This is a genomic window from Arthrobacter sp. LAPM80, from assembly GCF_046736435.1.
GTDB lineage: Bacteria > Actinomycetota > Actinomycetes > Actinomycetales > Micrococcaceae > Specibacter.
Map to the genome: position 1 here is coordinate 129269 of NZ_JBCHVD010000002.1, position 23074 is coordinate 152342.

General features: G+C 63.4%; 19 protein-coding genes. 11 read left to right on the plus strand and 8 right to left on the minus strand.

Annotated features, from left to right (window positions below):
- Nucleotides 1-481: 481 nt before the first annotated feature.
- The 3 genes from AAGW05_RS02955 (at nucleotide 482) to AAGW05_RS02965 (ending at nucleotide 5225) form a co-directional block, all read left to right on the plus strand.
- Entirely contained in the window at nucleotides 482-1186 is a 705-nt protein-coding gene (locus tag AAGW05_RS02955; RefSeq protein WP_411802979.1) for a hypothetical protein, read from the plus strand.
- A 75-nt stretch (nucleotides 1187-1261) separates the two neighbouring features.
- Nucleotides 1262-4231: a glycoside hydrolase family 2 TIM barrel-domain containing protein gene (locus tag AAGW05_RS02960; RefSeq protein WP_411802980.1), complete on the plus strand. Its 2970-nt coding sequence runs from the start codon at nucleotides 1262-1264 to the stop codon at nucleotides 4229-4231.
- 160 nt (nucleotides 4232-4391) lie between these two features.
- Nucleotides 4392-5225 carry an SDR family NAD(P)-dependent oxidoreductase gene (locus AAGW05_RS02965; RefSeq protein WP_411802981.1) on the plus strand — a complete coding sequence of 278 codons (834 nt, stop codon included), beginning with the start codon at nucleotides 4392-4394 and terminating at the stop codon, nucleotides 5223-5225.
- Here the strand turns inward: AAGW05_RS02965 and idi are convergent.
- The 5 genes from idi to AAGW05_RS02990 form a co-directional block, all read right to left on the minus strand.
- Nucleotides 5222-5764 carry an isopentenyl-diphosphate Delta-isomerase gene (gene idi / locus AAGW05_RS02970; protein ID WP_411802982.1) on the minus strand — a complete coding sequence of 181 codons (543 nt, stop codon included), beginning with the start codon at nucleotides 5762-5764 and terminating at the stop codon, nucleotides 5222-5224. The genes AAGW05_RS02965 and idi overlap by 4 nt on opposite strands.
- Nucleotides 5765-5796: 32 nt before the next feature.
- Nucleotides 5797-6927: a thermonuclease family protein gene (locus tag AAGW05_RS02975; RefSeq protein ID WP_411802983.1), complete on the minus strand. Its 1131-nt coding sequence runs from the start codon at nucleotides 6925-6927 to the stop codon at nucleotides 5797-5799.
- A gap of 59 nt (nucleotides 6928-6986) precedes the next feature.
- Entirely contained in the window at nucleotides 6987-8804 is a 1818-nt protein-coding gene (locus tag AAGW05_RS02980) for a hypothetical protein (RefSeq protein WP_411802984.1), read from the minus strand.
- 91 nt (nucleotides 8805-8895) lie between these two features.
- Nucleotides 8896-9585 (minus strand): cache domain-containing protein, encoded by a 690-nt coding sequence (locus AAGW05_RS02985; RefSeq protein ID WP_411802985.1) that lies wholly within the window; start codon nucleotides 9583-9585, stop codon nucleotides 8896-8898.
- A gap of 24 nt (nucleotides 9586-9609) precedes the next feature.
- Complete coding sequence (locus tag AAGW05_RS02990; protein WP_411802986.1) at nucleotides 9610-10368, minus strand: FadR/GntR family transcriptional regulator; 759 nt, start codon at nucleotides 10366-10368, stop codon at nucleotides 9610-9612.
- A 184-nt stretch (nucleotides 10369-10552) separates the two neighbouring features.
- Between AAGW05_RS02990 and AAGW05_RS02995 the strand changes: the two genes are divergently transcribed.
- The 8 genes from AAGW05_RS02995 to AAGW05_RS03030 all read left to right on the plus strand — a co-directional run bounded on the left by AAGW05_RS02995 (nucleotide 10553) and on the right by AAGW05_RS03030 (nucleotide 21113).
- Nucleotides 10553-11689, plus strand: coding sequence for an ABC transporter ATP-binding protein (locus tag AAGW05_RS02995; RefSeq protein WP_411802987.1), 1137 nt, complete (start codon nucleotides 10553-10555; stop codon nucleotides 11687-11689).
- A 34-nt stretch (nucleotides 11690-11723) separates the two neighbouring features.
- Nucleotides 11724-12899: an ABC transporter substrate-binding protein gene (locus tag AAGW05_RS03000; protein WP_411802988.1), complete on the plus strand. Its 1176-nt coding sequence runs from the start codon at nucleotides 11724-11726 to the stop codon at nucleotides 12897-12899.
- Nucleotides 12900-12988: 89 nt separating this feature from the next.
- Nucleotides 12989-13927 (plus strand): ABC transporter permease, encoded by a 939-nt coding sequence (locus AAGW05_RS03005; RefSeq protein ID WP_411802989.1) that lies wholly within the window; start codon nucleotides 12989-12991, stop codon nucleotides 13925-13927.
- 9 nt (nucleotides 13928-13936) lie between these two features.
- Nucleotides 13937-14773 (plus strand): ABC transporter permease, encoded by an 837-nt coding sequence (locus AAGW05_RS03010; protein ID WP_411802990.1) that lies wholly within the window; start codon nucleotides 13937-13939, stop codon nucleotides 14771-14773.
- Nucleotides 14774-15195: 422 nt separating this feature from the next.
- Complete coding sequence (locus AAGW05_RS03015) at nucleotides 15196-16179, plus strand: ABC transporter permease (RefSeq protein ID WP_411802991.1); 984 nt, start codon at nucleotides 15196-15198, stop codon at nucleotides 16177-16179.
- A gap of 2 nt (nucleotides 16180-16181) precedes the next feature.
- Nucleotides 16182-17108, plus strand: coding sequence for an ABC transporter permease (locus AAGW05_RS03020; protein WP_411802992.1), 927 nt, complete (start codon nucleotides 16182-16184; stop codon nucleotides 17106-17108).
- Between the two features lie 70 nt (nucleotides 17109-17178).
- Nucleotides 17179-19314: a dipeptide ABC transporter ATP-binding protein gene (locus tag AAGW05_RS03025; RefSeq protein WP_411803188.1), complete on the plus strand. Its 2136-nt coding sequence runs from the start codon at nucleotides 17179-17181 to the stop codon at nucleotides 19312-19314.
- An 83-nt stretch (nucleotides 19315-19397) separates the two neighbouring features.
- A complete protein-coding gene (locus AAGW05_RS03030; protein ID WP_411802993.1) occupies nucleotides 19398-21113 on the plus strand; it encodes an ABC transporter family substrate-binding protein in 1716 nt (571 codons plus the stop codon).
- A 71-nt stretch (nucleotides 21114-21184) separates the two neighbouring features.
- Here AAGW05_RS03030 and AAGW05_RS03035 read toward each other — a convergent pair whose 3' ends face one another.
- From AAGW05_RS03035 to AAGW05_RS03045, 3 genes are all read right to left on the minus strand, one after another.
- Nucleotides 21185-21748: a hypothetical protein gene (locus AAGW05_RS03035; protein ID WP_411802994.1), complete on the minus strand. Its 564-nt coding sequence runs from the start codon at nucleotides 21746-21748 to the stop codon at nucleotides 21185-21187.
- Nucleotides 21749-22235: 487 nt separating this feature from the next.
- Entirely contained in the window at nucleotides 22236-22403 is a 168-nt protein-coding gene (locus AAGW05_RS03040; RefSeq protein WP_411802995.1) for a hypothetical protein, read from the minus strand.
- Nucleotides 22404-22597: 194 nt separating this feature from the next.
- Entirely contained in the window at nucleotides 22598-23074 is a 477-nt protein-coding gene (locus AAGW05_RS03045) for a DUF6941 family protein (RefSeq protein ID WP_411802996.1), read from the minus strand.

The following is a 23074-nucleotide window of genomic DNA, read 5'->3' on the forward strand; positions in this document are numbered from 1 at the left end:
GAAATGCCGCACGACGTCGAGCATCGCCCCGCGCCAGCCGAACCGGGGCTTGTCCTGAACGGTGCACGAAGGAATTGCCCAACGGTCCGATGCTGCCTGAGCTGTCCTGAAAATGGCCCCGGCAAAAGCTGCAGCAGCGACTGGCAGCCGTATAACACACCGCCCCCGCCCCGGATCTCCACCGCGCGGGTGAGACTGACAAGCTGTACTCCCCAGCCGCAAGGCCGTGATCGAGGCGCAGCCTGATGGTGTCGGGGCAGCCACACGGCCACTCCCTGAAGATCAGTGGGAGCGTCCACGCCAGGGTGCAACTCCTTGGGATGCGGATTCGGGGCCAGTTCACGAGATTACGGCAAGTGGCCCGCCACACCGGACAGGCCGGGGGCGCTCGCCATCTGGGACGGGTCAATTCCCACTGGATAAGTGACGCGCCACGCGTAAACAATGGTCGGTTCACAGGGCAAGGTGGCACGATGGAGGCATGTCGTTTCCAGAACTCTTCGCCGGTTACTGGTGGTTGCTTTTCCCGCTCGGTGGCATGGCGGCCGGCGGCTTCAAGGCCTACTTCGCCTCGCGGGAGCGTGCACACCAGCGCCGCGTCGAAATGTACAAGCTCAAGCACCCCGAGGTGGCAGGCCTCGACGTTTCGGCACATGGGCACGCCGCGCTTGAGTCCGAACAAAAAGGCTATTCGGCGGCGGACGTTGGAAGGGTCATGGCTGAACATGACACGGTCAACCGCCGCTGGCTGGACTACGAGCTCGACGTCGGCAAGCTCATAGACTTCCCCATGATGAGCGATGTCAGGGAGCCGCTGACAGTTGCGTTCCTGCGGGCCAAGCGCGACGCCGATGCCCTGCGTCCGATGGATGGCGCCGAGATCCCTGCCAAGAGCCGCTGGGACGACTACCGCAATGCCGTCAACGCCTATGCTGTCGCATTTGACATCGCCGAAAAGGAAGCCCACAGGATCAAGGACTCGGCCTTCAACGACGCGGAACGCCAGCGACTGGCAACCGCCCGCAAACTTGTCAACATTGCCGAAAACGAGGGTGCCACCGGGGCCGAACGCCAAACGGCGTACAAGCGGGCCCGCAAGGAACTCGACGGGTTGCTAGTCCTTCCCGAGGTCACCATTGCCTCCCTTGAACAAAAAATAGCCCGCATGCTCGACGCCGGCGACTAAGAACCAAAAACCAACCGCAGGCCCCGCTGTTCCCTGACATCCCATCCGCAACCGCGCACACCGAGGACACCATCCATGAACGTTTCCGCCGTTAATATGGCAGCCGTCAACCTGGCCGCCGGCCCCCTGCACGAAGCAATGGACCTGGCCAACCCTGGCCCTGGGACCGGCGGAATCCGCCCCCGCGCTCACGTTGACAGCGGCCTGCCGGGGCTCTCCCTCAATGGTGATTGGCGTTTTCACTATTCACCGACGCTCGCGGCCGCACCCGTGGGCATCGAGGAGGAAGCGTTCGACGACGGGGCCTGGGCAACGCTGCCCGTCCCCTCCAGCTGGAATTTTCATGGTTATGGGGCGCCGGCTTACACGAATGTGCAGTTCCCGTTCCCGTTGGATCCGCCCCATGTTCCGGATGCGAATCCGGTGGGGGATCACAGGCTGACTTTCGACGCTGACGCACGCTTCCTTGAGGGTGCGGTGCTGCGTTTTGATGGGATCGATAATGCCGGAACTATTTGGCTCAACGGGGTGTTGCTGGGGATTACCCGGGGTTCGAAGTTGGCCCACGAATTTGATGTTTCGGGTGTTCTGCGGGCCGGGACCAATGTCCTTGTTGTCAGGGTGGCGCAGTTTTCTGCTTCAAGTTACCTTGAGGACCAGGATGCGTGGTGGCTGCCGGGGATTTTCCGTGATGTGACCTTGTTGGCTCAGCCTGCCGGGGCTGTCAGGGACATTTTTGTCCACTCCGGTTACACCGCAGATGGTACGGGAACCCTGCGCGTGGAGCTTGACCCGCCCGTGTCCGGGGCGACCGTGGCCATTGAGGGTCTTGGGTTCAGTGGCGTGCTCGACGGCGAAAACCAGGCAACCGTTGACGTCGGCACTGTTGCCCCGTGGAGCGCCGAATCGCCCACCCTGTATGCACTGACGGTCACCACGCCCGTGCAGACCCTGAGCCTGAACGTCGGGTTCCGGTCCATCACAGTTGAGGATGCGCAGGTCAAGCTCAACGGTGTGCCCCTGCTGTTCCGGGGTGTGAACAGGCACGAACATAACCCTGACCTGGGTCGCGCAGTTCCGCAGGAGCAGGTGCTGCGCGAGCTGCACCTGATGAAGTCCCACAACATCAACGCCATCAGGACCTCCCACTACCCTCCCCACCCCTTCCTGCTGCATGCGGCGGACACGCTGGGTTTCTACATCATCGACGAATGCGATTACGAGACCCACGGCTTTGAAGACGGTGATTGGGCCGGGAACCCCAGCGCCGAACCGCAGTACAGGGACGCCCTGCTTGACCGGATGGCGCGCACCGTGGAGCGCGATAAGAACCACCCCTCCATCATCATGTGGTCCCTGGGCAATGAGGCAGGCAAGGGCGAAAACCTTGAAGCCATGGCGCGCTGGACCAAGGCCCGGGACCCGGAACGGTTGGTCCACTACGAAGGTGATTGGGCCTCCACGTATGTTGATGTGTATTCGCGCATGTACGCATCCCACGCAGAAGTTGAGCTGATCGGCCGCCAGGAGGAGGCACCACTGGATGACCCCGATGCGGACGCCCACCGGCGGAACCTTCCGTTCATCCAGTGCGAATACGTCCACGCGATGGGTAACGGCCCGGGCGGGATGGCGGAATACCAGGATCTTTTCGAGAAGTATCCGCGCCTGCAGGGAGGGTTCGTGTGGGAATGGATCGAACACGGCATCCGCCAACACACCCCCGACGGTGAGGCCTACTTCGCTTACGGTGGGGACTTTGGTGAGGCCGTCCATGACGGGAACTTTGTCATTGACGGCATGGTCTCCGCGGACCTTGAACCGCGTCCTGCCCTGCTGGATTACAAGAAGGTCATCGAACCGGTGGCCCTTGCCATCTCCGCCGACTGGCGCGGGCTTGAAGTCCATAACAAGTACGACTTCCTGAACACCTCGCACCTGGCCTTCACCTGGCAGGTGGACGGACCCGAAGGTCCGCTGGCCGGCGGCGCACTCGAGGTGCCCGAGACGGCCCCCGGTGCCCGGTCCGCCGTCGTGCTCCCCCCGGAACTGGCAGCCGAACTGGCTGACCAGCGGGTCCTGACCATCAGTGCCGTCCTGGCTGCGGACGCGCCGTGGGCACCGGCCGGGCACGAGATCGCCTGGACCCAACAAGGGCAGGCGGCCGCACCCGTCCCGGTGGTTGACGGCAACGCCGACGCCCACATCCGGGGCCGTTCGCTGCGGTTCGGGCCGGCTGTTTTCAGCCTTGACTCCGGGGAGCTGAGCGAGTTCAAGGGTGTTCCGGTCAACGGGCCGCGCCTGAACCTGTGGCGCTCGCCCACTGACAACGACAACGGCAGGGACTGGACACGGCCCGGGGCTGAACGTGACTCAAACGTCTGGATTGCCGCGGGTCTTCCCCTGCTGCAGGGGCGTTTGCAGTCAATGACGCACGACGGCGGGACGCTGGCTGTGCGGGTGCGCTACGGGGTGCCCGTGGCCAGGCAGCACGTGGATGTTCAGTACCTGTGGCGCACCGACGGGAGCTCCTTGAAGCTGAGCGCACACGTGGCACCGAGCGCCGGATGGGGCCGGAACTGGCCACGCGTTGGCTTCGACTTCGAGCTGCCGGGAGAGTTCTCCCAAGCCGCCTGGACAGGGTTCGGGCCGGGGCAAAAGTACCCGGACACGGGCATGTCCGCGCGGCTTGGCTGGTTCAATGCAGCCATCGAGGACCTGCAGGTGCCCTACGTTCGGCCGCAGGAAAACGGGGCCAGGGCCGGCGTCTCCCACCTAGAAATGGCCACCCCCGGCGGCGATACCCTCACCTTCGAAGGCGAGGAGTTCTCCTTCACGCTCCGACCGTGGTCCCAAGAGGTGCTGACCGCTGCCAAGCACACCCCCGACCTGCTGGCGGACGGCATCAGCTACCTGACCATTGACGCCGCGGTGCACGGAATCGGCACCGCCTCCTGCGGACCCGGCGTGCTGGAGGACTACCAGCTTGTCCCGGCCCCTCTGGACTTCCACGTGGTCATCTCCTCAAGAGGTCCGGGGCAGTAAGGTTCACAGGCGGACCTGCCGGAACAAGCAGTGCCCGCCGTGCGTTGAAGATTTTGATGGTTGAGGCAGTCCCCGAAGCCCGCAGCTGCGGCAGCACCTGGCACAAAAGCCGGGCGCTGGTGCACAGTGTGCGGTTCAAGGGCCGGAGTGAGGATGTTCCATGGAACGAACAGTAGTTATCACCGGAGCCAGCGACGGGATCGGGGCTGCCGCGGCAAAAATGCTGGCCTACCCGGGCGACACGTTGGTCGTCGTCGGGCGTTCGGCGCAAAAAACCAAGGCCATCGCCGACGAGCTTGAATCGGATTATTTCCTTGCGGATTTCGCGGACCTGGCGCAGGTCCGTGCCCTCGCGGCGGAACTCCTTGAAAAGTATCCGCGCATTGACGTCCTGGCCAACAACGCCGGCGGCATTATGGGCCCGCGGGTGGAAACAGTTGACGGCTTTGAGAAGACGTTCCAGGTGAATCATCTGGCACCATTTTTGTTGACCAACCTGTTGCGGAAGCGGCTGGTGGAAAACCGCGCCACAGTCATCAACACCTCCAGCGCAGCCAACCAACACATGTCCCGCTTCAATATTGAGGACCTCAACGCGGAGCGGAAGTACTCCGCCCAAACTGCCTACGGAAATGCGAAACTCGCAAACATCCTGTTCACCAGAGAACTGCAAAAACGCCATGGTGACCACGGAATCAGCGCTGCAGCGTTCCACCCCGGTGTGGTGGGCAGCAATTTTGCCGCCGAATCAACATCCCTGGCCAAGCTGGCGTACGGGGGACTGGCTCGGCGTTTCCTGCTCTCACCGGCTCAGGGTGCGGACACCCTTGTGTGGCTGGCCACTACGACTCTCGGCGTTGACTGGGTCCCGGGGCAGTACTACGCGAAGCGCAAGATCGCCCGCAGCAACAAGCTGGCCGATGATGAAGGCATCGCCCGGTCTCTGTGGGAGCAGAGCGCTGCCATGGTGGGACTTGCCCCCGACTGGGATTAGCTGCGGAACACTCCGCCGGTGTAAATCCCCTCGGAAAGCTGCTGGACAAGCCACGGGCTGAACGCAAAGGGCGCGGCCGAAACGGCTTCCTCAACATCCACCACGTCGGCCCATGCCCAGTCGCACACTTCCTGCGGGTTGGGTGAGATGTCGCCCTCGTAGATGGCGGTAAAGACGGGGCAGATCTCATTTTCGACAATGCCGGAGGCGTCGGTGGCCTGGTAGCGGAAGTCCGGAAGGGCCGGCTGGATGCCGCTGACGGCGATGTTCAGTTCCACGGCGGCGCGGCGGATGATGGCCTGCTCAAAGGACTCACCAGGGGCCGGGTGGCCGCAGAAGGAATTGGTCCACACCCCGGGCCAGGTCAGCTTCGACAACGCCCGGCGGGTCAGCAGGGTGCGGCCCTGTGGATCGAGCAGGTGGCAGGAGAAGGCAAGGTGCAGGGGCGTTTCGGCCGTGTGCACCAGGGCCTTGTCGGCGGTGCCGATCTCGGCCCCGCTGTCATCTAGCAATCTGACCAGCTCAATGTTTTGATCCATGGTGGGACCAATTCCTTCCGCTCACAGCAGTTCTAGCAGGGTCGATATGTCTTTCCCCCGGGCGCATAGCACCGGGGTCCAGTGTATCTGTCGGAACCGCCACCCGAGTTTTGCGCAGGGGGCTGGTACACAGGAGGAACGTAAGGGTCCGGAGCCGGCGGAACATAGACGGGCGGAAGGTTGCGGATACGCTCAGCCTCGGCTTCGGCGGCTTTCTGTTGTGCCGCTGCCTCGGCCTGCGCCTTCGCCGCAGCCGCTGCCTCGGCCTGCGCCTTCGCCGCAGCCGCTGCCTCGGCCTGCGCCTTCGCCGCAGCCGCTGCCTCGGCCTGCGCCTTCGCCGCAGCCGCTGCCTCGGCCTGCGACAGGGCGGATTTCGCCTGCGTCAAGGACTCATGGTTTGATTCAGCCTTCGCTATCTTTGTGGACAACAGTTTGATGTGGGTTTTCAACTCAAGCTCGTCCAATGCTGCCCACCTGACGACGTCAGTGCCCGACCTGCCTGACTGAAGGAGGGTTTTGAGGGCTCTAGCTGTGGCAATGGAGGCGGCAGCTCCCGTGATCACGGCGCCTGTGGCTGCTGCGGTGGAGCCGGCCTGGGCTGCGGCCGCAGTTTCCAGGGCTTGAGTGGCCGTGGCAATTTGCGCAGGCAGGGTGCAATCAATGACGGGATCGTGGAGTCCCCGCGAGCTGTCCTTCGCTTCCTTCTCAGCGTCCTGCACGGGAGGGAGGAACTTTGAGTTCTTTCCGAAGACCACGGCTGTGCCAAGTCCAGCCCTGGCAATTTCAGCGCTGACAAAGGCGTCACTTGCGGTGAACACGGCAGCCAGGGTGCGGCCGTACTTATCTGTCCGTTCCTCGTCATACATCAACTTGATCGTGGAATTGACGGGAAGCAACTCACTCAGAAAACTGGTGGCTTCAGCGCCCAGACATTCAGTGGGCTTGTTGGGGTCCTTGGTTTCCGGGGTGTCGATATTCAAAAGCCGGATCGTTTGATCCTTGCCGTTCACCGTGGCCACCAACGTGTCGCCGTCGGTAATGGACACTACTTTTCCGGTGTCCGATTTGTCATCCGTGCAGGCGGTGGTGCCACCCACAAGTGCGGCGATGACCCCCATGCTCAGCAGCAGTCTTCGTCCAGAGAGCTTAAGGGTCAGTGCCACCGCAAGATCAACGCCTATTCAATGTCGGGAGCCATGAGAGGCTCGAGCAAACATCCAGTCTAGGGTTTCACGACGTCGTGCGTGACCACTTCGTGCAGTTCAAGTCCGCCGGAGGCCAGCTTCCAGTAGTGCAGTCGCAGTGCGCCGGCCGTGCCCTGCTCCACGTATAGCCGCCAGCACACGTCCTCGCCACGCAGCGTCGCTCCGGCGTGGGCGCCCTCCTTGAGCCTGAGCACGTGCGGTTCGCGCTTGCGCAGCGGCCCGGTGCGGCCTGCCACCAGGTCCACGACCGCCCGGAGGGTCTTGGCACGCTGCTGTTCGTTCAGGGCCGCCCAGGACTCCAGGAAGTGCTGGTTTGAACCGTAACTGCCCAGCGGATGGGCTGCCTTGTCGGCGGCCGGGACCGTGCGTGCCCACGCCAGCGTGAGGTCGAAGTTGAACTGCTCAGCAGGGTCGAGGAACAGGGTTTCGGGCGCATTTTCGGTGCGGTTTGAGGCCGAACGCCGCTGTTGCCGCAGCTGCACAAGGGAGGCCTTGGCCCGGGCAAGCTCGTCCTTGAGGGCGTCGAGCTGGTGAACTGCAGCGTTGTGCAGGCGGGCCAGTTTGACCGCCTCGTGCTGCTCCACTTCCAACTGGTCCTGCAGCGCCCGCGCCACCTTGTCGGTGGCCCCGCGCCGCTTTTGTTCGGCTAAAAGTTCGGCAATGGTGCGCCGGGCCGACTCCAACTGCATTTGGGTGCTTTGCAGGGCCGTGCGCCGCTCGGCCGCGCTCAGCAGGGCCTCCGGTCTTGCAAGCTCGACGCCGGACAGTCCCGGTTCGCGGCCGGCTCCCGTCGCGGCGGGGGAGCCCTGGGCCGGGGCAGGGGCGGGCGTTCCCGCCGTGAACAGGCTCGCGTAGGGCCGCTCGAAAACAAGCCACGGCGGCCCGCCGCGGAGCAGGGGCGGCGCTGGGACCGCGGGTTCGTCGTCGTCCACGTCAAGCATGGACAGGAGCACCGCGCCGTTCTCATACAGCACGCGGACGCGGACCACTTCGCCCTCGGTGAGGAGGTCTTCGGCGGAGTCGAGGTCGTTGGAGGAGATGCGCTCAACGCCGATGCGGAAGTCGCTGCCGGGCCAGAGGATGGCCACCGCATGGCTGGGCTGGACCGATTTCACCCGGGCCAGCGCCACGTCGCCGCTTTTGTATACGGTGACGGGGGAGGGGCGGGGGAGCAGGAGGTCCTTGACGTCAAGGACATGGCCTGCCGGGTCGATGGATCCGGTGAGACGTTGGCCCTTGCTGACAAGCCAGTCAAGGGGTATGCCCGCAAGCAGGTCCTCACCGCGGATCACTGCCTGCTCGCCACTGGGAACTAGCTCAACCATGGCCCTGTCGGCCGACGGGAAGCCCTTGACCACTGCCTCGGAAACCACTGCCAAGGGGCCCGTTGACGTCTGCCGCGGTGACTGGAAATGCTCCGCTGCGAGGACCTCGTTTTCCAGCGTTTGGTACAAGGCAGGCAGCTGGGAAGCGTGGTGGGGTACATGTGGATTCGGGGTCCGGGCCGCCCACTGCGGCCCGTGCGGATACACGCGGGCGCCGGTGCCGAAAACATGCAGGTGCTCGGGCAGGCCGTGCTGGAGGTGGTGGGTTTCGACGCCGTTGGCCACCTCAAAGACCTCTGCCTCGGCGCCGACCTGGGCCGCAACAGCCGCCGCATCAATGCGCAACGCAGCACCGGGGATGAACGAGACCACCACCACTGCATGGGCGCGCGCCGGATCCATTAGATATTCGGCCAGCGCACTGCCGCTCTTCCTGTGGACGGGAAAAATCTGTGCCGCACGGGAGTCCTCCGGTGGCGGGAGCCGCTTCCTGTTCTTCTGCGCAGGCATGGGTGCTCCCTCCTTATCGGCTTTGCCGGATCGTGTTAGTGCCCCACCTTACATCCAGTGGAAGTGGGCGGCGGCCACAGCGGCGCAAAAATTACGCAGTGGCCGAAAGGATCCTGAACTGGCGGCCCACAGGGAACTCCTGTGCCCCGTCCGCGAGGCTCACGACATCCCCCGCATCGACATCTGCCCCCGCACAGACGATGCTGCGTCCTTCGGCGTTGACAAGGACGGCATGGGGGGCAATCTCGCGCAGGATGTGCAGGGCGGTCCGTTCGAGCATCTGGGCTGTGACGTCCATGCCAACAACCCCGGCAAGCACACCGTCCTTGACGATGGGGTGGGTGAAGGTCAGCACGTATTCATCGGTGCACAGCAGGTCGATGTAGGGACCTGTGACATGTGGCAGGCCCGTCGCCATGGGCACCTTGAACCATTCGGCTTTGACGTAGCGGCTCATTGATTGCGGGCTGAAGTTTGCCAAGGCGTCCACGCGTTCCATGTCCTCGCCCTGCCACCAGGCGATGTAGCTCCGCTCAGCACCGAGCAATCCTGCCGCCGCGACAAAACCGGCGCCGGCCAGCAGGGAGCCGGGTTCGTGCAGGAACGCCTCAACGGCCGGGCGGATGAACTTATCAACCGCCGTTCCGGTGACCTTTCCCTGGGAATCAAGCCAGCAGCTGGCAGATTCCGCCCACCCTGCCAGTTTGTCTTCCAGTCCTGCGATCAGGGCTGCGAGTTCGCCAACCGCTGACGTTGTCTGCGCGGCGTCGTTGCCGTTCATAAGGGTGCCTTTGCTGAGTGTTTCCTAGTGGTGGCCGCCGGCATGCTCTGCGAGCAGCCAGGCGGTTGTTGCGGTGGTGAGTTCCTTGGTGCGTTCTTCGGCAGCCTTGGAATCGTGGTCGGCGATGGCCGCCGTGATGGCCTCGCCCAGGATTGCGGTTTTCTCGCGAAATTCGGGGTCTTCGAACGGCAGCAGGGTCAAGGTGCCCACGTCGGCCTGCAGGTGCAGGAGTTCGCGGGCAAGCCTGGCGGAGCGCGCCACGGAGGCGATCTCCAGCAGGAATTCTGCCGCGCACAGGCGCCAGGCAAAGGGCGTGGCAACTTCGCCGGGCAGGGTTTCGGGACGGATATAGGACTGCAGGGCAGCAATGTCATCCGCGCTTGAGCGCCTGGCGGCAACCCCGGCGCATGCCACCGCGATGGCCTGCAGGTGCAGGCCACGGTCAGTGATCTGCAGACGGGTCAGGGCTCTCAACGTGTCCCTGGCCTTGGCGGCCGAGGGGAATGAATTTTCGGTAACAAAGCTGCCGCCGCTGCGTCCGCGCACTGTTCGGATCAGGCCCTGGCCACGCAGTTGGGAGAGTGCCTCGCGCGCCGTGACGGCCGATACGCCAAGGGCCGCGGCCAGTTCAACCTCGTTGGGGAGCCGCTGGCCGCTTGCCAGCAGCCCTGATTCGACAGCGAGTTCTATGCGCCGGCACACCTCATCGACAAGCCCACCGGACTTGATGGGCGTGAAAACGGCGGCCAGGCTGCGGGAGGCGCCGAGTGGTGACAGGGACAAGGGAACCTGCCTCTCGGTTGCGGGGACTGTGGTTGTGGTGCGGCTTGTTCATCGTACCGGCGATTATTCCAGGGGGCTATACATAAAACATCTGAAGTAATAGCATTTACCAACATCACCGGAATGTGACCCAAGCCACACTGCGGGATTGCAGTCCAAGACCAGAAAAAGAAAGGCGGGCACCATGAGCCCAAGTGCCTCCTCCCTAACCGGGAGCCCCGCCGGGAGCCCCGCCGGCGGTGGCGCCGGAGGGACCGCCGGAGGGGCCGCCGCGGATGTCCCGGCCATCCGGCTGCGCAACCTCACCAAGACCTTCGGTGCCAAGAACATTGGCGAAACAAAGGCGGTCGACGGCGTCGACCTGGACATCCGCCAGGGCGAGTTCTTCTCCATGCTCGGACCTTCGGGCTCGGGCAAGACAACGGTCCTTCGCCTGATCGCCGGCTTTGAGCTGCCCACCTCGGGAACCATCGAGCTTGAGGGGCAGGATGTCAGCGGCAAGGCCCCGTTCCAGCGCGATGTCAACACCGTCTTTCAGGACTACGCACTGTTCCCGCACATGTCCCTTGTCGACAACGTCGCCTACGGGCTGCGGGTGCGGGGCATGAAAAAGGCCGAGCGGCGCGAACGTGCAGTGGAAGCTCTTGACCGCGTCCAGCTGCGCAAGTTCGTGGCCCGCCGCCCGTCCCAGCTCTCCGGTGGGCAGCGGCAGCGGGTCGCACTGGCCCGGGCACTCGTCGTCGAACCCAAGGTGCTGCTGCTGGATGAACCGCTCGGCGCCCTGGACCTCAAGCTCCGCCAGCGAATGCAGATCGAGCTCAAGGAATTGCAGCGCTCGCTGGGCATCACGTTCATCTTCGTCACCCACGACCAGGAGGAAGCGCTCACCATGAGCGATCGGATTGGGGTGTTCAACAACGGCAAGCTGGCCCAGATCGGCACGGCCCACGAGATCTACCAGCGCCCCACCGGCGCCTTCGTGGCCAATTTTGTCGGCACCTCCAATCTATTTGGCGCGGATGTGGCAACAACCCTGTACAACCGCAGCAGCCAGTTTGTGCTGCGGCCCGAACGACTCACAGTCCACTGGGACGGCGCCGGAACCACTGCCGGGCTCGAAGGCGTCAGCTCACTCCATGGGACTGTCACCTCCCTCGTCTATGTGGGGCACGCAACCCAGGTGCGGGTCGCGCTTGAGGGCGGCCCCGCCGTCGTAGTCCTGGTGGACAACGACCTGCCAGCGGAGCAATCCCTGGTGGGCAAAAACGTGTCGGTGAGCTGGGCGGACAACGACGCCGTTTGGCTCCCCGACGCAGCCTGAAAACACCCAACTTTTATACGCAAAGGACAAGACAGTGGCAAAGAAAAAAGCCTTGAAAGTCATCGGCACACTGGCTGCTGCAGCATTGGCGCTGGCAGCCTGCGGCACCTCCTCTGGCGGGGAGGTGAAGGACTCCCTAAAGGAATCCATCGGCGCGGGGGAGGGGCAGGTCTCCATCCTGGCCTGGCCCGGCTACGTGGAGGACGGCAGCAACGACCCCAAGGTCGACTGGGTCACCAAGTTCACCGCCGACTCCGGCTGCAAGGTCAACTTCAAGCCCTTCGGCACCTCGGATGAGGCAGTGACGCTTATGCGCACAGGCCAGTACGACGTCATATCCGCCTCCGGCGACGCATCCCTGCGCCTGATCGCCGGAGGGGACGTGCAGCCCGTGAACACGTCGCTGCTGAAGAACTACCCCGACATCTACCCGTTCCTAAAGGACAAGGCCTGGAACACCGTTGACGGGAAAAACTACGGCATGCCGCACGGCTGGGGCGCCAACCTGCTGATGTACCGCAGCGACAAGGTCACCCCGGCACCCACCTCCTGGAGCGCCGTGTTCACCGACGCCGGCGCCAACTCGGGCAAGGTCACCGCCTACGATTCGCCCATCTACATCGCCGACGCCGCCATGTACCTGATGGCGCACAAGCCCGAGCTGAACATCAAGAACCCGTACGCGTTGGACGCCAGCCAGCTCGCCGCCGCCGTGACCCTGCTCAAGGCCCAACGCACACACATTGGCGAGTATTGGAACGACGTCGTCAAGGAAGTCCAGTCCTTCGCCTCCGGCACCACGGCTGTAGGCACCACCTGGCAGGTGGGTGCGAACATTGCCAAGGCCGACGGCGTCAAGGTCCAGACGCTGCTGCCGACCGAAGGCGCCACCGGCTGGTCGGACACCTGGATGATCGGATCCAAGACAAAGAACCCCAACTGCTCCTACAAGTGGCTTGACTACATTGCCAGCCCGGCAGCCAACGCACAGGTGGCCGAGTACTTCGGTGAATCCCCGGCCAACCCCAAGTCCTGCGCCCTGACAGCGGACAAGGAGCACTGCACCACGTACCACTCAGGAGATGCGGCCTACGCGGAGAAGATCTGGTACTGGACAACACCCGTGGCCAAGTGCCTGGACGGGCGCACAGATGCCAAGTGCACGGACTACTCCGAATGGACCAAGGCCTGGACGGAGATCAAGGGCTAAAACTGCCCTTGCACCAACCGGTGTGTGCGGCGGACCGTTCCCGCCGCACACACCACCCCGCGACATCCAAGAATCAAAGGTAAGAGGACATGGCACTACAGACGCAGCCCGACGCTAAGTCGCACACGGGCACGGCGCCGGCGCACGCCGTCGTACCCCGGGCAAAGAAGAACACCGTCTCGGCAGTGCTCAGCCGCACCCCGTGGCTTCGGCTGGCCGGGCTGCTGACGGCGCCGGCCGGATGGCTCATCCTTGTCTATGTGGCAGCGCTCGCAGCACTGCTCATCACGGCACTGTGGACCGTTGACACCTTCACGGGCAAGGTCTCCACCACCTGGAACTTCGATAACGTCATCCAGGTCGTCACCGACCCCGTCTACCAAATCATCACCCTGCGCACCATCTGGATCGCCGTCGCTGTCACAGTCATCGACATGGTGATTGCCATCCCGATCGCGTTCTTCATCGCCAAGGTGGCAACCGTCAAATGGCAAAAGATCCTTGTCGTGGCCGTGCTCATGCCGCTCTGGGCCAGCTACCTGGTCAAGGCGTACGCGTGGCGCAATGTGCTGGCCGACGGCGGCCTGCTTGAATGGCTCGGTGCCCCCATCGGCGTTTCAAGCCCGGGGTATTCGGAGACTGCCGTCATTTTGACGCTTGCCTACATCTGGCTGCCCTACATGATCCTGCCGATCCATGCTGGCTTTGAAAAGGTGCCCGATTCCCTGCTTGAGGCCTCCTCCGACCTTGGCGCCAAACCGCTGTCGACCATGCGGCTTATCATGCTGCCCATCCTCGTCCCGTCCATCATCGCCGGCACCATCTTCACATTCTCGCTGTCACTTGGCGACTACATCACAGCGCAGATTGTCGGCGGCAAGACGCAGATGCTGGGCACCGTGGTCTACGCCAACGTCGGTGCTGCCAACAACCTGCCGTTCGCCTCGGCGGTGGCCTTGATCCCGATCGTGATCATCATGATCTACCTCTTCGTGGTGCGCCGTACCGGTGCCCTGAACAATCTGTAGGAGGAAGCCATGAGACTTTCACGCAGTGCAAAAACGATTCTCGGCGTCATCACCGGGCTGGTCCTGCTGTTCATTTACGCCCCGCTGCTGCTGGTGGTGGTCAACTCCTTCAACGCCGACAGGACGTTTGGCTGGCCGCCCAAGGGCTTCACCCTTGAATGGTGGGGGCGTGCCTTTGAATCCACAGGTGTCCGCGAAGCCCTCGTCACCTCCCTGTGGGTCGCCGTTGTTTCAACCGTCATATCCCTGGTGCTCGGAACGCTGCTCTCCCTGGCACTGCAGCGGTACAAGTTCTTTGGCCGCGAGGTGGTCAACCTGCTCGTCATCTTGCCCATCGCACTGCCCGGCATCGTCACAGGCATCGCGCTGAATAACATGTTCACCACCATCCTTGGCGTGCCGCTGAGCATGTGGACAGTCATCATTGCCCACGCAACGTTCTGCATGGTGACAGTGTTCAACAATGTGATTGCCCGGTTGCGCCGCACCAATGAGGGGCTGGAGGAAGCTTCCGCCGACCTGGGTGCGGGCCTGTTCACCACGTTCTGGCTCGTCACGTTCCCGCAGCTTCGCTCGGCACTGCTGGCCGGCGGCCTGCTTGCCTTCGCCCTGAGCTTTGACGAAATCATTGTCACCACGTTCACCATCGGCGCCGGGGACACCACGCTGCCCATCTGGATCCTGCAGAACCTGTTCCGCCCCAACCAGGCCCCAGTGGTCAATGTTGTTGCAGTGGTGCTGATCATCGTTTCGATTGTGCCGATATGGCTGGCCCAGCGGCTTTCCGCGGACTCGGTTGGTGTTGGCGTGGCCAGGAAGCCGGCGAGGGAAAAGATCGCCGCGTAGCCGTCCCACCCGCCTGGCCCGGGTGCCGGGTGGTTGTATGCGGTAGATATGCGCGTAACGGTTTCGTTGCGGTTTTCCTGCCCAAAGGGGCAATGAGCCGCGGCCCCGCCCCGAATTGGGGTGCATTCCCGGTTGCCGTCCGGCCCCGCCTTGTCCGTTTGGGCAGTCCTGCCGGATGCCGGCATTTTTGGACCCCGGGGCCGAAAATCGACTGCTGTACATTGGCACCCAAGAGTGTGAGGTGGATTACAGTCCGCATCCACCAAAGGGAAATGAAAGCTTCCGCTGCGACCGGTCCACCACCCATGGACGGGGCGGCGGCCCAGTTTTAAGGATGGTTGAATGCCACTGCACGTATCGACGCAGAGGACGGCGCACCGTTGCCGCGCTGCCGCTGTCGCCCAGTTGTGGAAGCCGGCCACATGATCGGTTTCATCGTCAAACGGTTCCTCAATTACGCGGTGCTATCGGCCATTGCCACGCTCAGCGCCTATGTTTTGGCCAGCATCATCTTGAACCCGGCCAGCCGCTATCTTGGCCGCAATCCCCGGCCCTCGGATGACACCATCAACGCGATCCTGGACGGTTTGGGCGTCAATCCGAACACCCCCGTGATCGAACGGCTGTGGGCGTGGATCATCAACCTGGTGACCCGCGGCTCCCTCGGAGACACCGTCCACAACTCCGACGTCATTGCGGAAATGGTGGCCCGGGCCGGCACCAGCTTGCGCCTGCTGATCCTTGGCACCATCATTGCGGCGATTCTCGGCGTCTCGCTGGGCGTGTGGGGCGCCGTGCGCCAGTACAAGTTCAGCGACCAGGCGATCTCCTACGCCTCGTTCACCATCTTGGCTACTCCATCCTTCGTGCTCGGGATCGTGCTGATGATCCTCGCGACGATGACCAACGGCTTCCTTGGCATCCAGTTGATCAACTTCACGGGCGAATACACGGCCGGGCTCGACGGCGGATGGTGGGTCCAGTTCTGGGACCGGGCCGCGCATCTTTTGCTGCCCACCATTTCCCTGGCCCTGATGGGTGCCGCGGGGTACTCCCGGTACCAGCGCAGCGCCATGCTCGATGTCCTGTCGGCCGATTACATCCGCACGGCCCGTTCAAAAGGCCGCACCCGGGGCTCGGCCCTTGTCCGCCACGGCGTCAGGGTCGCATTGATTCCGATGTCCACCTACTTCGCCTACTCCTTCGCCACGGTGCTGGCCGGTGCTGCAGTGACAGAACTCGTCTTCAGCTGGCACGGCATGGGCGAGATGCTGGTCCAGGCGATCACCGAAAGCGACATCAACGCCTTTACCGGAGCCATCTTGTTCAACGCAATCCTGATCCTGATTGCCGGAACGTTGTCCGACGTCGTGTACGCGGCCCTTGATCCGAGAGTGAGGGTTTAGCCATGTCGATGCTTGAAGAGATTCCCATCGCCGACACCGCAGCGGGCACCCCCGAAGTCATCAGGTCCACTAAACCCGTCTCCCGGTTCCGCCTCATCCTGTCCCGGCTGCGCCGCACACCGCGCTTTTGGGTTGGCGTCATCGGACTGGGTGCGATCATCCTGTGGGCCATCTTCGGACTGGTTCCCAACGCCTGGAACGCCACTGACCTCGATGTCTACAACATGGGCTCGCGCCCCAGCGCCGTGCACTGGTTTGGCACAAGTGACATTGGTGAGGACATTTACGCCCAAACCATTGTCGGCCTGCGCAAGTCGTTGATCATCGGGCTGCTGGTGGGCCCGCTGGCGGCCATTATCGCCGGAATCGTCGGCGCGGTGGCGGGATACCTTGGCGGCTGGTGGGACAGGGCCATCGTCTGGGTCATCGACCTGTTGCTGGTGCTGCCGAGCCTGTTCCTGTTCATCCTGCTCAGCCCCATTTTCAAGTCGTTGTCCTGGGTGGCCCTGATCTTCCTTCTCGCCGGGTTTGGCTGGATGATCATGGCCCGCGTGGTCCGGGCGCAAACCAGGTCCCTGCGTGAGCGTGACTTCATCAAGGCGGCACGGTTCATGGGCGTTGACACCTGGACCATCATCCGCCGGCACGTGCTGCCCAACGTTTCCTCGCTGCTGATCATCGACGCAACCCTTGGCGTGGGCGGGGCCATCCTCAGCGAAACGACACTGAGTTTCTTTGGTTTCGGCATCCAGGCCCCCGACGTTTCCCTGGGCACCTTGCTGGCCGCGGGCCAGGGCGCCGCGGCAACCCGCCCCTGGCTCTTTGTCTTTCCCGCCGCAATCCTTGTCTTTACCGTCCTCTCGGCCAGCCTTGTCGGGGATGCCCTGCGCGACGCCGTCGATCCCACCTCCGGAGTGAACCGTGACTGAGAACGCCACAGAATACCTTTCGACGCCGGCCACCGAGGCCCGCGCGCGGACAGTCGCAACGCCGTCGAACATGGCGAATCACCTGCTCGAGGTGCGCGATCTGAGCGTCACCTTCCCGCAACCCGGAGGCGCGGTGACAGCGGTGCGTGGCGTGAATTACCACGTGGACAAGGGGGAGTTTCTTGGCATCGTGGGGGAGTCGGGCTCCGGAAAGTCGGTGTCCTCACTGGCCGTCATGGGCCTGTTGCCGTCGTCCGCCAAGATCAGCGGCGACATACTTTTTGAGGGCAGGTCGCTGCTGGGCCGTACCGACAGGGAACTGTCCAAGCTGCGCGGCGACGGCATTTCCATCATTTTCCAGGATCCGCTCTCGGCACTGACACCTGTCTACACGATTGGTGCGCAGATCGCCGAGGCCCTGCAACTGCACGACAGGAAACTGTCCAAGGTGGCCGCCAATGCGCGGGCGGTGGAGCTCCTGAAGGTAGTGGGCATTCCCAACCCTGAACGCCGGGCCCAGGCCTTCCCTCACGAGTTCTCCGGAGGCATGCGGCAGCGCGCCATGATTGCGATCGCCATCGCCAACAACCCCCGGCTGATCATCGCCGATGAACCGACCACGGCGTTGGACGTCACCATCCAGGCGCAGATCCTGGAGGTGCTGCAGAAAGCGAAGGACCTGACAGGGGCGGCCGTCGTGCTCATTACCCACGATCTTGGCGTGGTGGCAGGGAATGCGGACAGGATTGCCGTGATGTACGCCGGGCGGATTGTGGAGACGGGAACCGTGGACCAGGTGTTCTACTTCCCGACCATGCCCTACACCATCGGATTGCTGCGTTCGATGCCGAACCTTGCCTCGGCGGGCCACACCCGGCTCGTGCCGCTGGAGGGGCGCCCGCCCCAGCTGAGCAACCTTGCGCCGGGCTGCCCCTTCGCCCCGCGCTGTCCCGTGGCCATTGCAGCCTGCACCACCACCGAACCGCCGCTGATGGTTGTCGGTGGCAGGGGGCAGGGCGCCGGCGCCACAACCACCGACGGCCAGGGTTCCGCCGCAGCGCAGGCCGATGCGGAGAACGCCGCCGCCTGCCTCAGGGTGGCCGAGATTGCTGGCGGTTCCCTGCCCCGTGACACCCTGTACCCCGTGCCTGAACCCTTGGCGCCTGCCGAGCGGGCCGACGTCGTGCCTGAACAAGTGTTGGCCGTCGAGGGGCTGAAACGGCACTTCCCGCTGACCCGCGGATCGGTGTTCAAGCACACCATCGGCATGGTGCGGGCAGTTGACGGCGTCAGCTTTGACATCAAGTCGGGGCAAACGCTGGGATTGGTGGGCGAGTCGGGGTGCGGGAAATCAACCACCATCATGGAGATCCTTGAGCTGGCCAAACCACAGTCCGGGCGGGTCACCATCAACGGCACGGACGTGGCAACGTTGTCGGCCAGGGACAAGAAGGCACTGCGCCGGGACATCCAGGTCGTGTTCCAGGACCCCATGGCCTCCCTTGATCCGCGGCTTCCGGTGCAGGACCTTGTGGCCGAGCCACTGAGCGTCCACGGCGTGCCGGCCAGGGAACGGCTGGAGAAGGTGCGCGACGTCCTACAACTTGTGGGCCTGGATCCTGACATGGCGTCGCGGTATCCGCACGAGTTTTCCGGCGGGCAGCGCCAGCGCATCGGCATAGCCCGGGCCCTTGTCACCGACCCAAGGATCGTGGTGCTTGATGAACCGGTCTCGGCCCTTGACGTGTCCATTCAGGCCGGAGTGATCAACCTGCTTCAGGACCTGCAGGAAAAGCTGGGACTGTCGTACCTCTTCGTGGCCCACGATCTGGCGGTGGTGCGGCAAATCGCGGACACAGTTGCCGTGATGTACCTTGGCCGCATTGTGGAAAGCGGCCCGGCGGAGCAGATCTTCCAGAACCCGCAGCACCCCTACACCCGGGCATTGCTCTCGGCCGTCCCCGTCCCGGATCCTGCGGTGGAGCGCAGCCGTAACCGGATCATCCTTGAAGGCGACCTGCCCAGCCCCACTGAGGACACCAGCGGTTGCAATTTCCGCACCCGCTGCCCCCTGTACAAGCTGATGGCCCATGACGGGCAGGAACGCTGCCGGACCGAGGACCCCCGGCAGCGGCCACTCGAGGGCAGCCTCGTTGCCTGCCATCATGCCGAACATATCGACCTGATGGCCGCCCCGGGCGTATGAGGACCACAACAGTTTTACCGAATCCACCAACCCCGCCGGCCACGACATATGGCCGGCCGGGGAACATTCAATTGGGAGGAAAAATGAAACACATCAACAAGATGGTTGGGGCAGGAATCCTTGTTCTTGCCCTCACGGCCACCGGCTGCGGTGCAGGTGGCAACAAGCCCACCGGCGACGCCAGCAAGGGCGCTGTTGACACGGGCTCGCTGCCCACCACCGCCTGGACCAAGGCAGATTATGCCGCGGTCAAGGGCGGCGGCACCCTGACGCTGCCCGTTGACCAACTGCCCGATAACTGGAACACGCTCCAGGTCGACGGAAACGTCAAGGCCGGCGGCGAAATCATGGATCCCACCCTCGGTGGACCGCTGGTCACCACCGTCGATGGCGGATGGGCTGTCAATCCCGATTACGCCTCCGAGGTCAAGCTCACCGGTGAGGACCCGCAGGTCATTGAGGTCAAGCTGAACCCCAAGGCAGTCTGGGAGGACGGTACGCCCATCACCTACAAGGACTATGCCGCGACCTTCAAGGCCAACAACGGCACCAACAAGGACTACCAGATCGTCGGCGACAACGTTTTCAAGGACGTGGAAGCTGTCACGAAGGAAGACACCGACTTCAACTTCAAGATCACGTTTAAGAACAAGAACGCGGACTGGCCCTCAATCCTGGGCAGCAGTACGGCGGGCATGGCCACGGCTGCGGTCCTGCCGGCGGCCGTTGCCTCCGATGTGAAGGCCTTCAACGAGGGATACAAGACCAAGCCGCTGCCATCGAGCGGGCCGTTCAAGGTCTCCAACGTTGACACCACGGGCAAGGTTGTCACGCTTGTCCCGAATACCATGTGGTGGGGCCAAAAGCCCAAGCTTGAAAAGATCATCATGAAGGTTGTCTCCCGTGACGCCATGGCCCAGGCCTACGCCAACAAGGAAATTGACGCCTTCCCGATCGGCACCAACAAGAACAACTACGACACTGCCAAGAAGCGTGCCGACGGCGCCATCCAACAGTCGGGCGGCCTGACCTGGAACCACATCACCATGAACGGTTCAAAGGGGCCGCTGGCCGACGTCAAGGTCCGTCAGGCAGTGGCCCGCGCCATTGACAGGGACACCATTTCCGCCAGCCGCCTGAGCCCCATCGGTGCACCGGTGGCAAGCCAGAACAGCTACATCTACATGCCCGGCCAAAAGGGCTACCAGGACAACGCCACGGCCGTGATCGGCTACGACACTGCCAAGTCGGAGGCGCTGCTGAAGGACGCCGGGTACACCAAGGCGGGCGACGGCACCCAGGAGAAGGGCGGAACGAAGCTGGAGATTACCTACACGCTGGATGCCAACAACCCGGTCTCCGAGCAGATCTTCAAACAGGTCCAGGCCAACCTGAAGGTAGTGGGCATCACGCTGAAGAACAACACTGTTCCCGCCGACAAGTTCTTCTCCGACTACGTGCTCAAGTCCAACTTTGACATGACCGGCTTCGCCTGGTCGGGCACGGCCTATCCCGTCGCCTCGACGGAGTCGATCTTCTACCCTGCTGATGCCGGGCAGAACTTCACCGGTATCACCGACACCAAGCTGGGCGAGATGTGGCGGGCGGCCAACGCCGAGCTGGATCCGGCCAAGCGCGTTGTCCTGGCCAACGCGATCGACAAGGCGATCTTCAACTACACCCCTGTCATCCCGCTGACACCGACCCCGAACACCTTCGGCGTCACGACAGGACTGGTCAACTACGGCGCGGCCCAGTTCCAGTCGATCGACTGGACGGCGGTGGGCTTCAAGTCCTAACTGCAGTCATAAGGTTTAGGCAGGGCCTCCACCGCACCGGTGGAGGCCCTGCCTAAACCTCTTTTTGTGCCTTACATCAGTGCGCCGGCGATGGCCAGGGCTGCCAGCAGGACACCGACGACGGCGGCCGGCGCGTTCCAGCGCGTCGTCACCGTTGCCTGCGGGCCGGGCTGGGAGGCGGCGTTGCCGGGGATGGGGGAGCCGCCGTCGTGCGTTCCGGCAATTGGCTGCCTGCGTTCCCACGCGTCCCAGGCGGACTGGACCGTTGACTGGGTGTGGGGGAGGGGGCCCATGGTGCGGGCGCCGTCGGGGCCCGTGTGCATCCGCGGGCCAAGCTTGCCGGCACCCGGGGCGCCCCAGCTGGCGATGCGCCCGGCGGCGGTGTCGAAGCTGACGGATTGCAGAACACGTACGCCTGTCAGTTCGCTGAAGGGGATGTCGTGGTCGCGCAGGATGTTGTGGACGCCCAGCCCGTCGACGCGGATCAGAAGGCACGGACGCCAGAAGAGGAGGTAGAGCGCCCAGGCCACCAGCAGCAGCCAGGGCAGGTAATGCCTGATCGAGGATGCGGTACCTGTCAGGACAAGGTTCACCGCGAAGAGGGTGCAGATGGCGAGCGCGACGGCCCCCAGCACCCGGGTTTGCCTGGCATAGACGGAGACGGTGCGCGGGTCAGCCTTGCCGCTCGGCGGTGCAGGAGCACAATCCCACCAACGATCGCGGCGCCGAGCGCGAGCACTCCGCCGCCCGCCCATGCCGGAGCGCAGTGACGTGGCCTGGCATCTCGCATCAAAAGCAGTGTTGCGGGACTTCGAAGGCCCTAGCCGCAGCATGTGCCGCTGGCGATGGCTGCCGTGGCAGTCATCATGACGGCGGACGGGAGGGTTTCCGTCGTGGCCCACATGAGTAACCGAGCGTTCCGGAAAAACACGCCATATGTAACCGAGCGTTGGGGGAGCGGGGTGGGCTGACCGGTTGAGGACGCTTGCTCCACGAGTTCTGCGCACTTTGCGGGGTCGGCCGGCACCTGTGGAACGGTTCAAAGTCGGCTCAGTCTCACGCTCGGATCCGGCGGTACCTTCGGCAACGATTTCCCTGAAAGGAGGGTCTTCGGGGCCTGATTTAAAGTTGGTCTGGCTCGCTTTCGGACTCCTGAGCCAATGTTTTTGCGTGCTCGTTGATCTCCTCGATGTCGGGGGTGACCATCTCCGAGTACACCTCGGCCAGCGGATCACGCCTTGAAGGCTCGTGAATCAGGTCGTCGTCGTCAAATTCTGGATGCTTGCCCATGTTCACACTGTAGACCCAATCAGTTCAGCGCGGCAGGGCTGTGTTTCCATGCGCGACGGCGCCCGCCCCACCCGGCGCTGGGCGCCACGTTCTTCGAACGTATTCACCAGCTGGCGAGGCGCGTCCTCGTCTCGGAAAAAATCCTTGCGGCTCAGGCCTGGCACTCGTGGCCTAGACGTGGTCGCCCCGAATTTCTACCCGGCAACACCCGGGACAAAGAAGGTGCTTGAGGAAAGCCGGGAACCGTTCAACAGCACTACCCACTCATAGGTGGATCCCGCGGCCAGCGGAAGTCCACCGGGGAAGTTCAGCACCACGTTGGAGCATCCGGGGAATCCCCTCGGAGGTTGTTGAACATTCGGTGCCACCGTGTGTTTGAAATCAACGTCTTGGTTGAAGCTCAACAAATTCGGCCCCTCCGTTCCAGGTACGGTGACTGTCCGGCCGTCGGTGTCCACGAGCTCAACCTCCACCGCCGCCTGGGTATCGTCAAAGGCCGGAATGCTCACGGTTACACTCACAAACAGCGAGAATGGAGCTGTCATGCCGGCATTGGGGTCGAAGCCAAGAAATTGGATCCCGCCGCCAATGATGTTGACCTTGCCGGCCGCATCAATATTGACAAAATCGGCGATCAGTATGTTAGCGCTGGCGCTAGAAAGGTCAGTCAC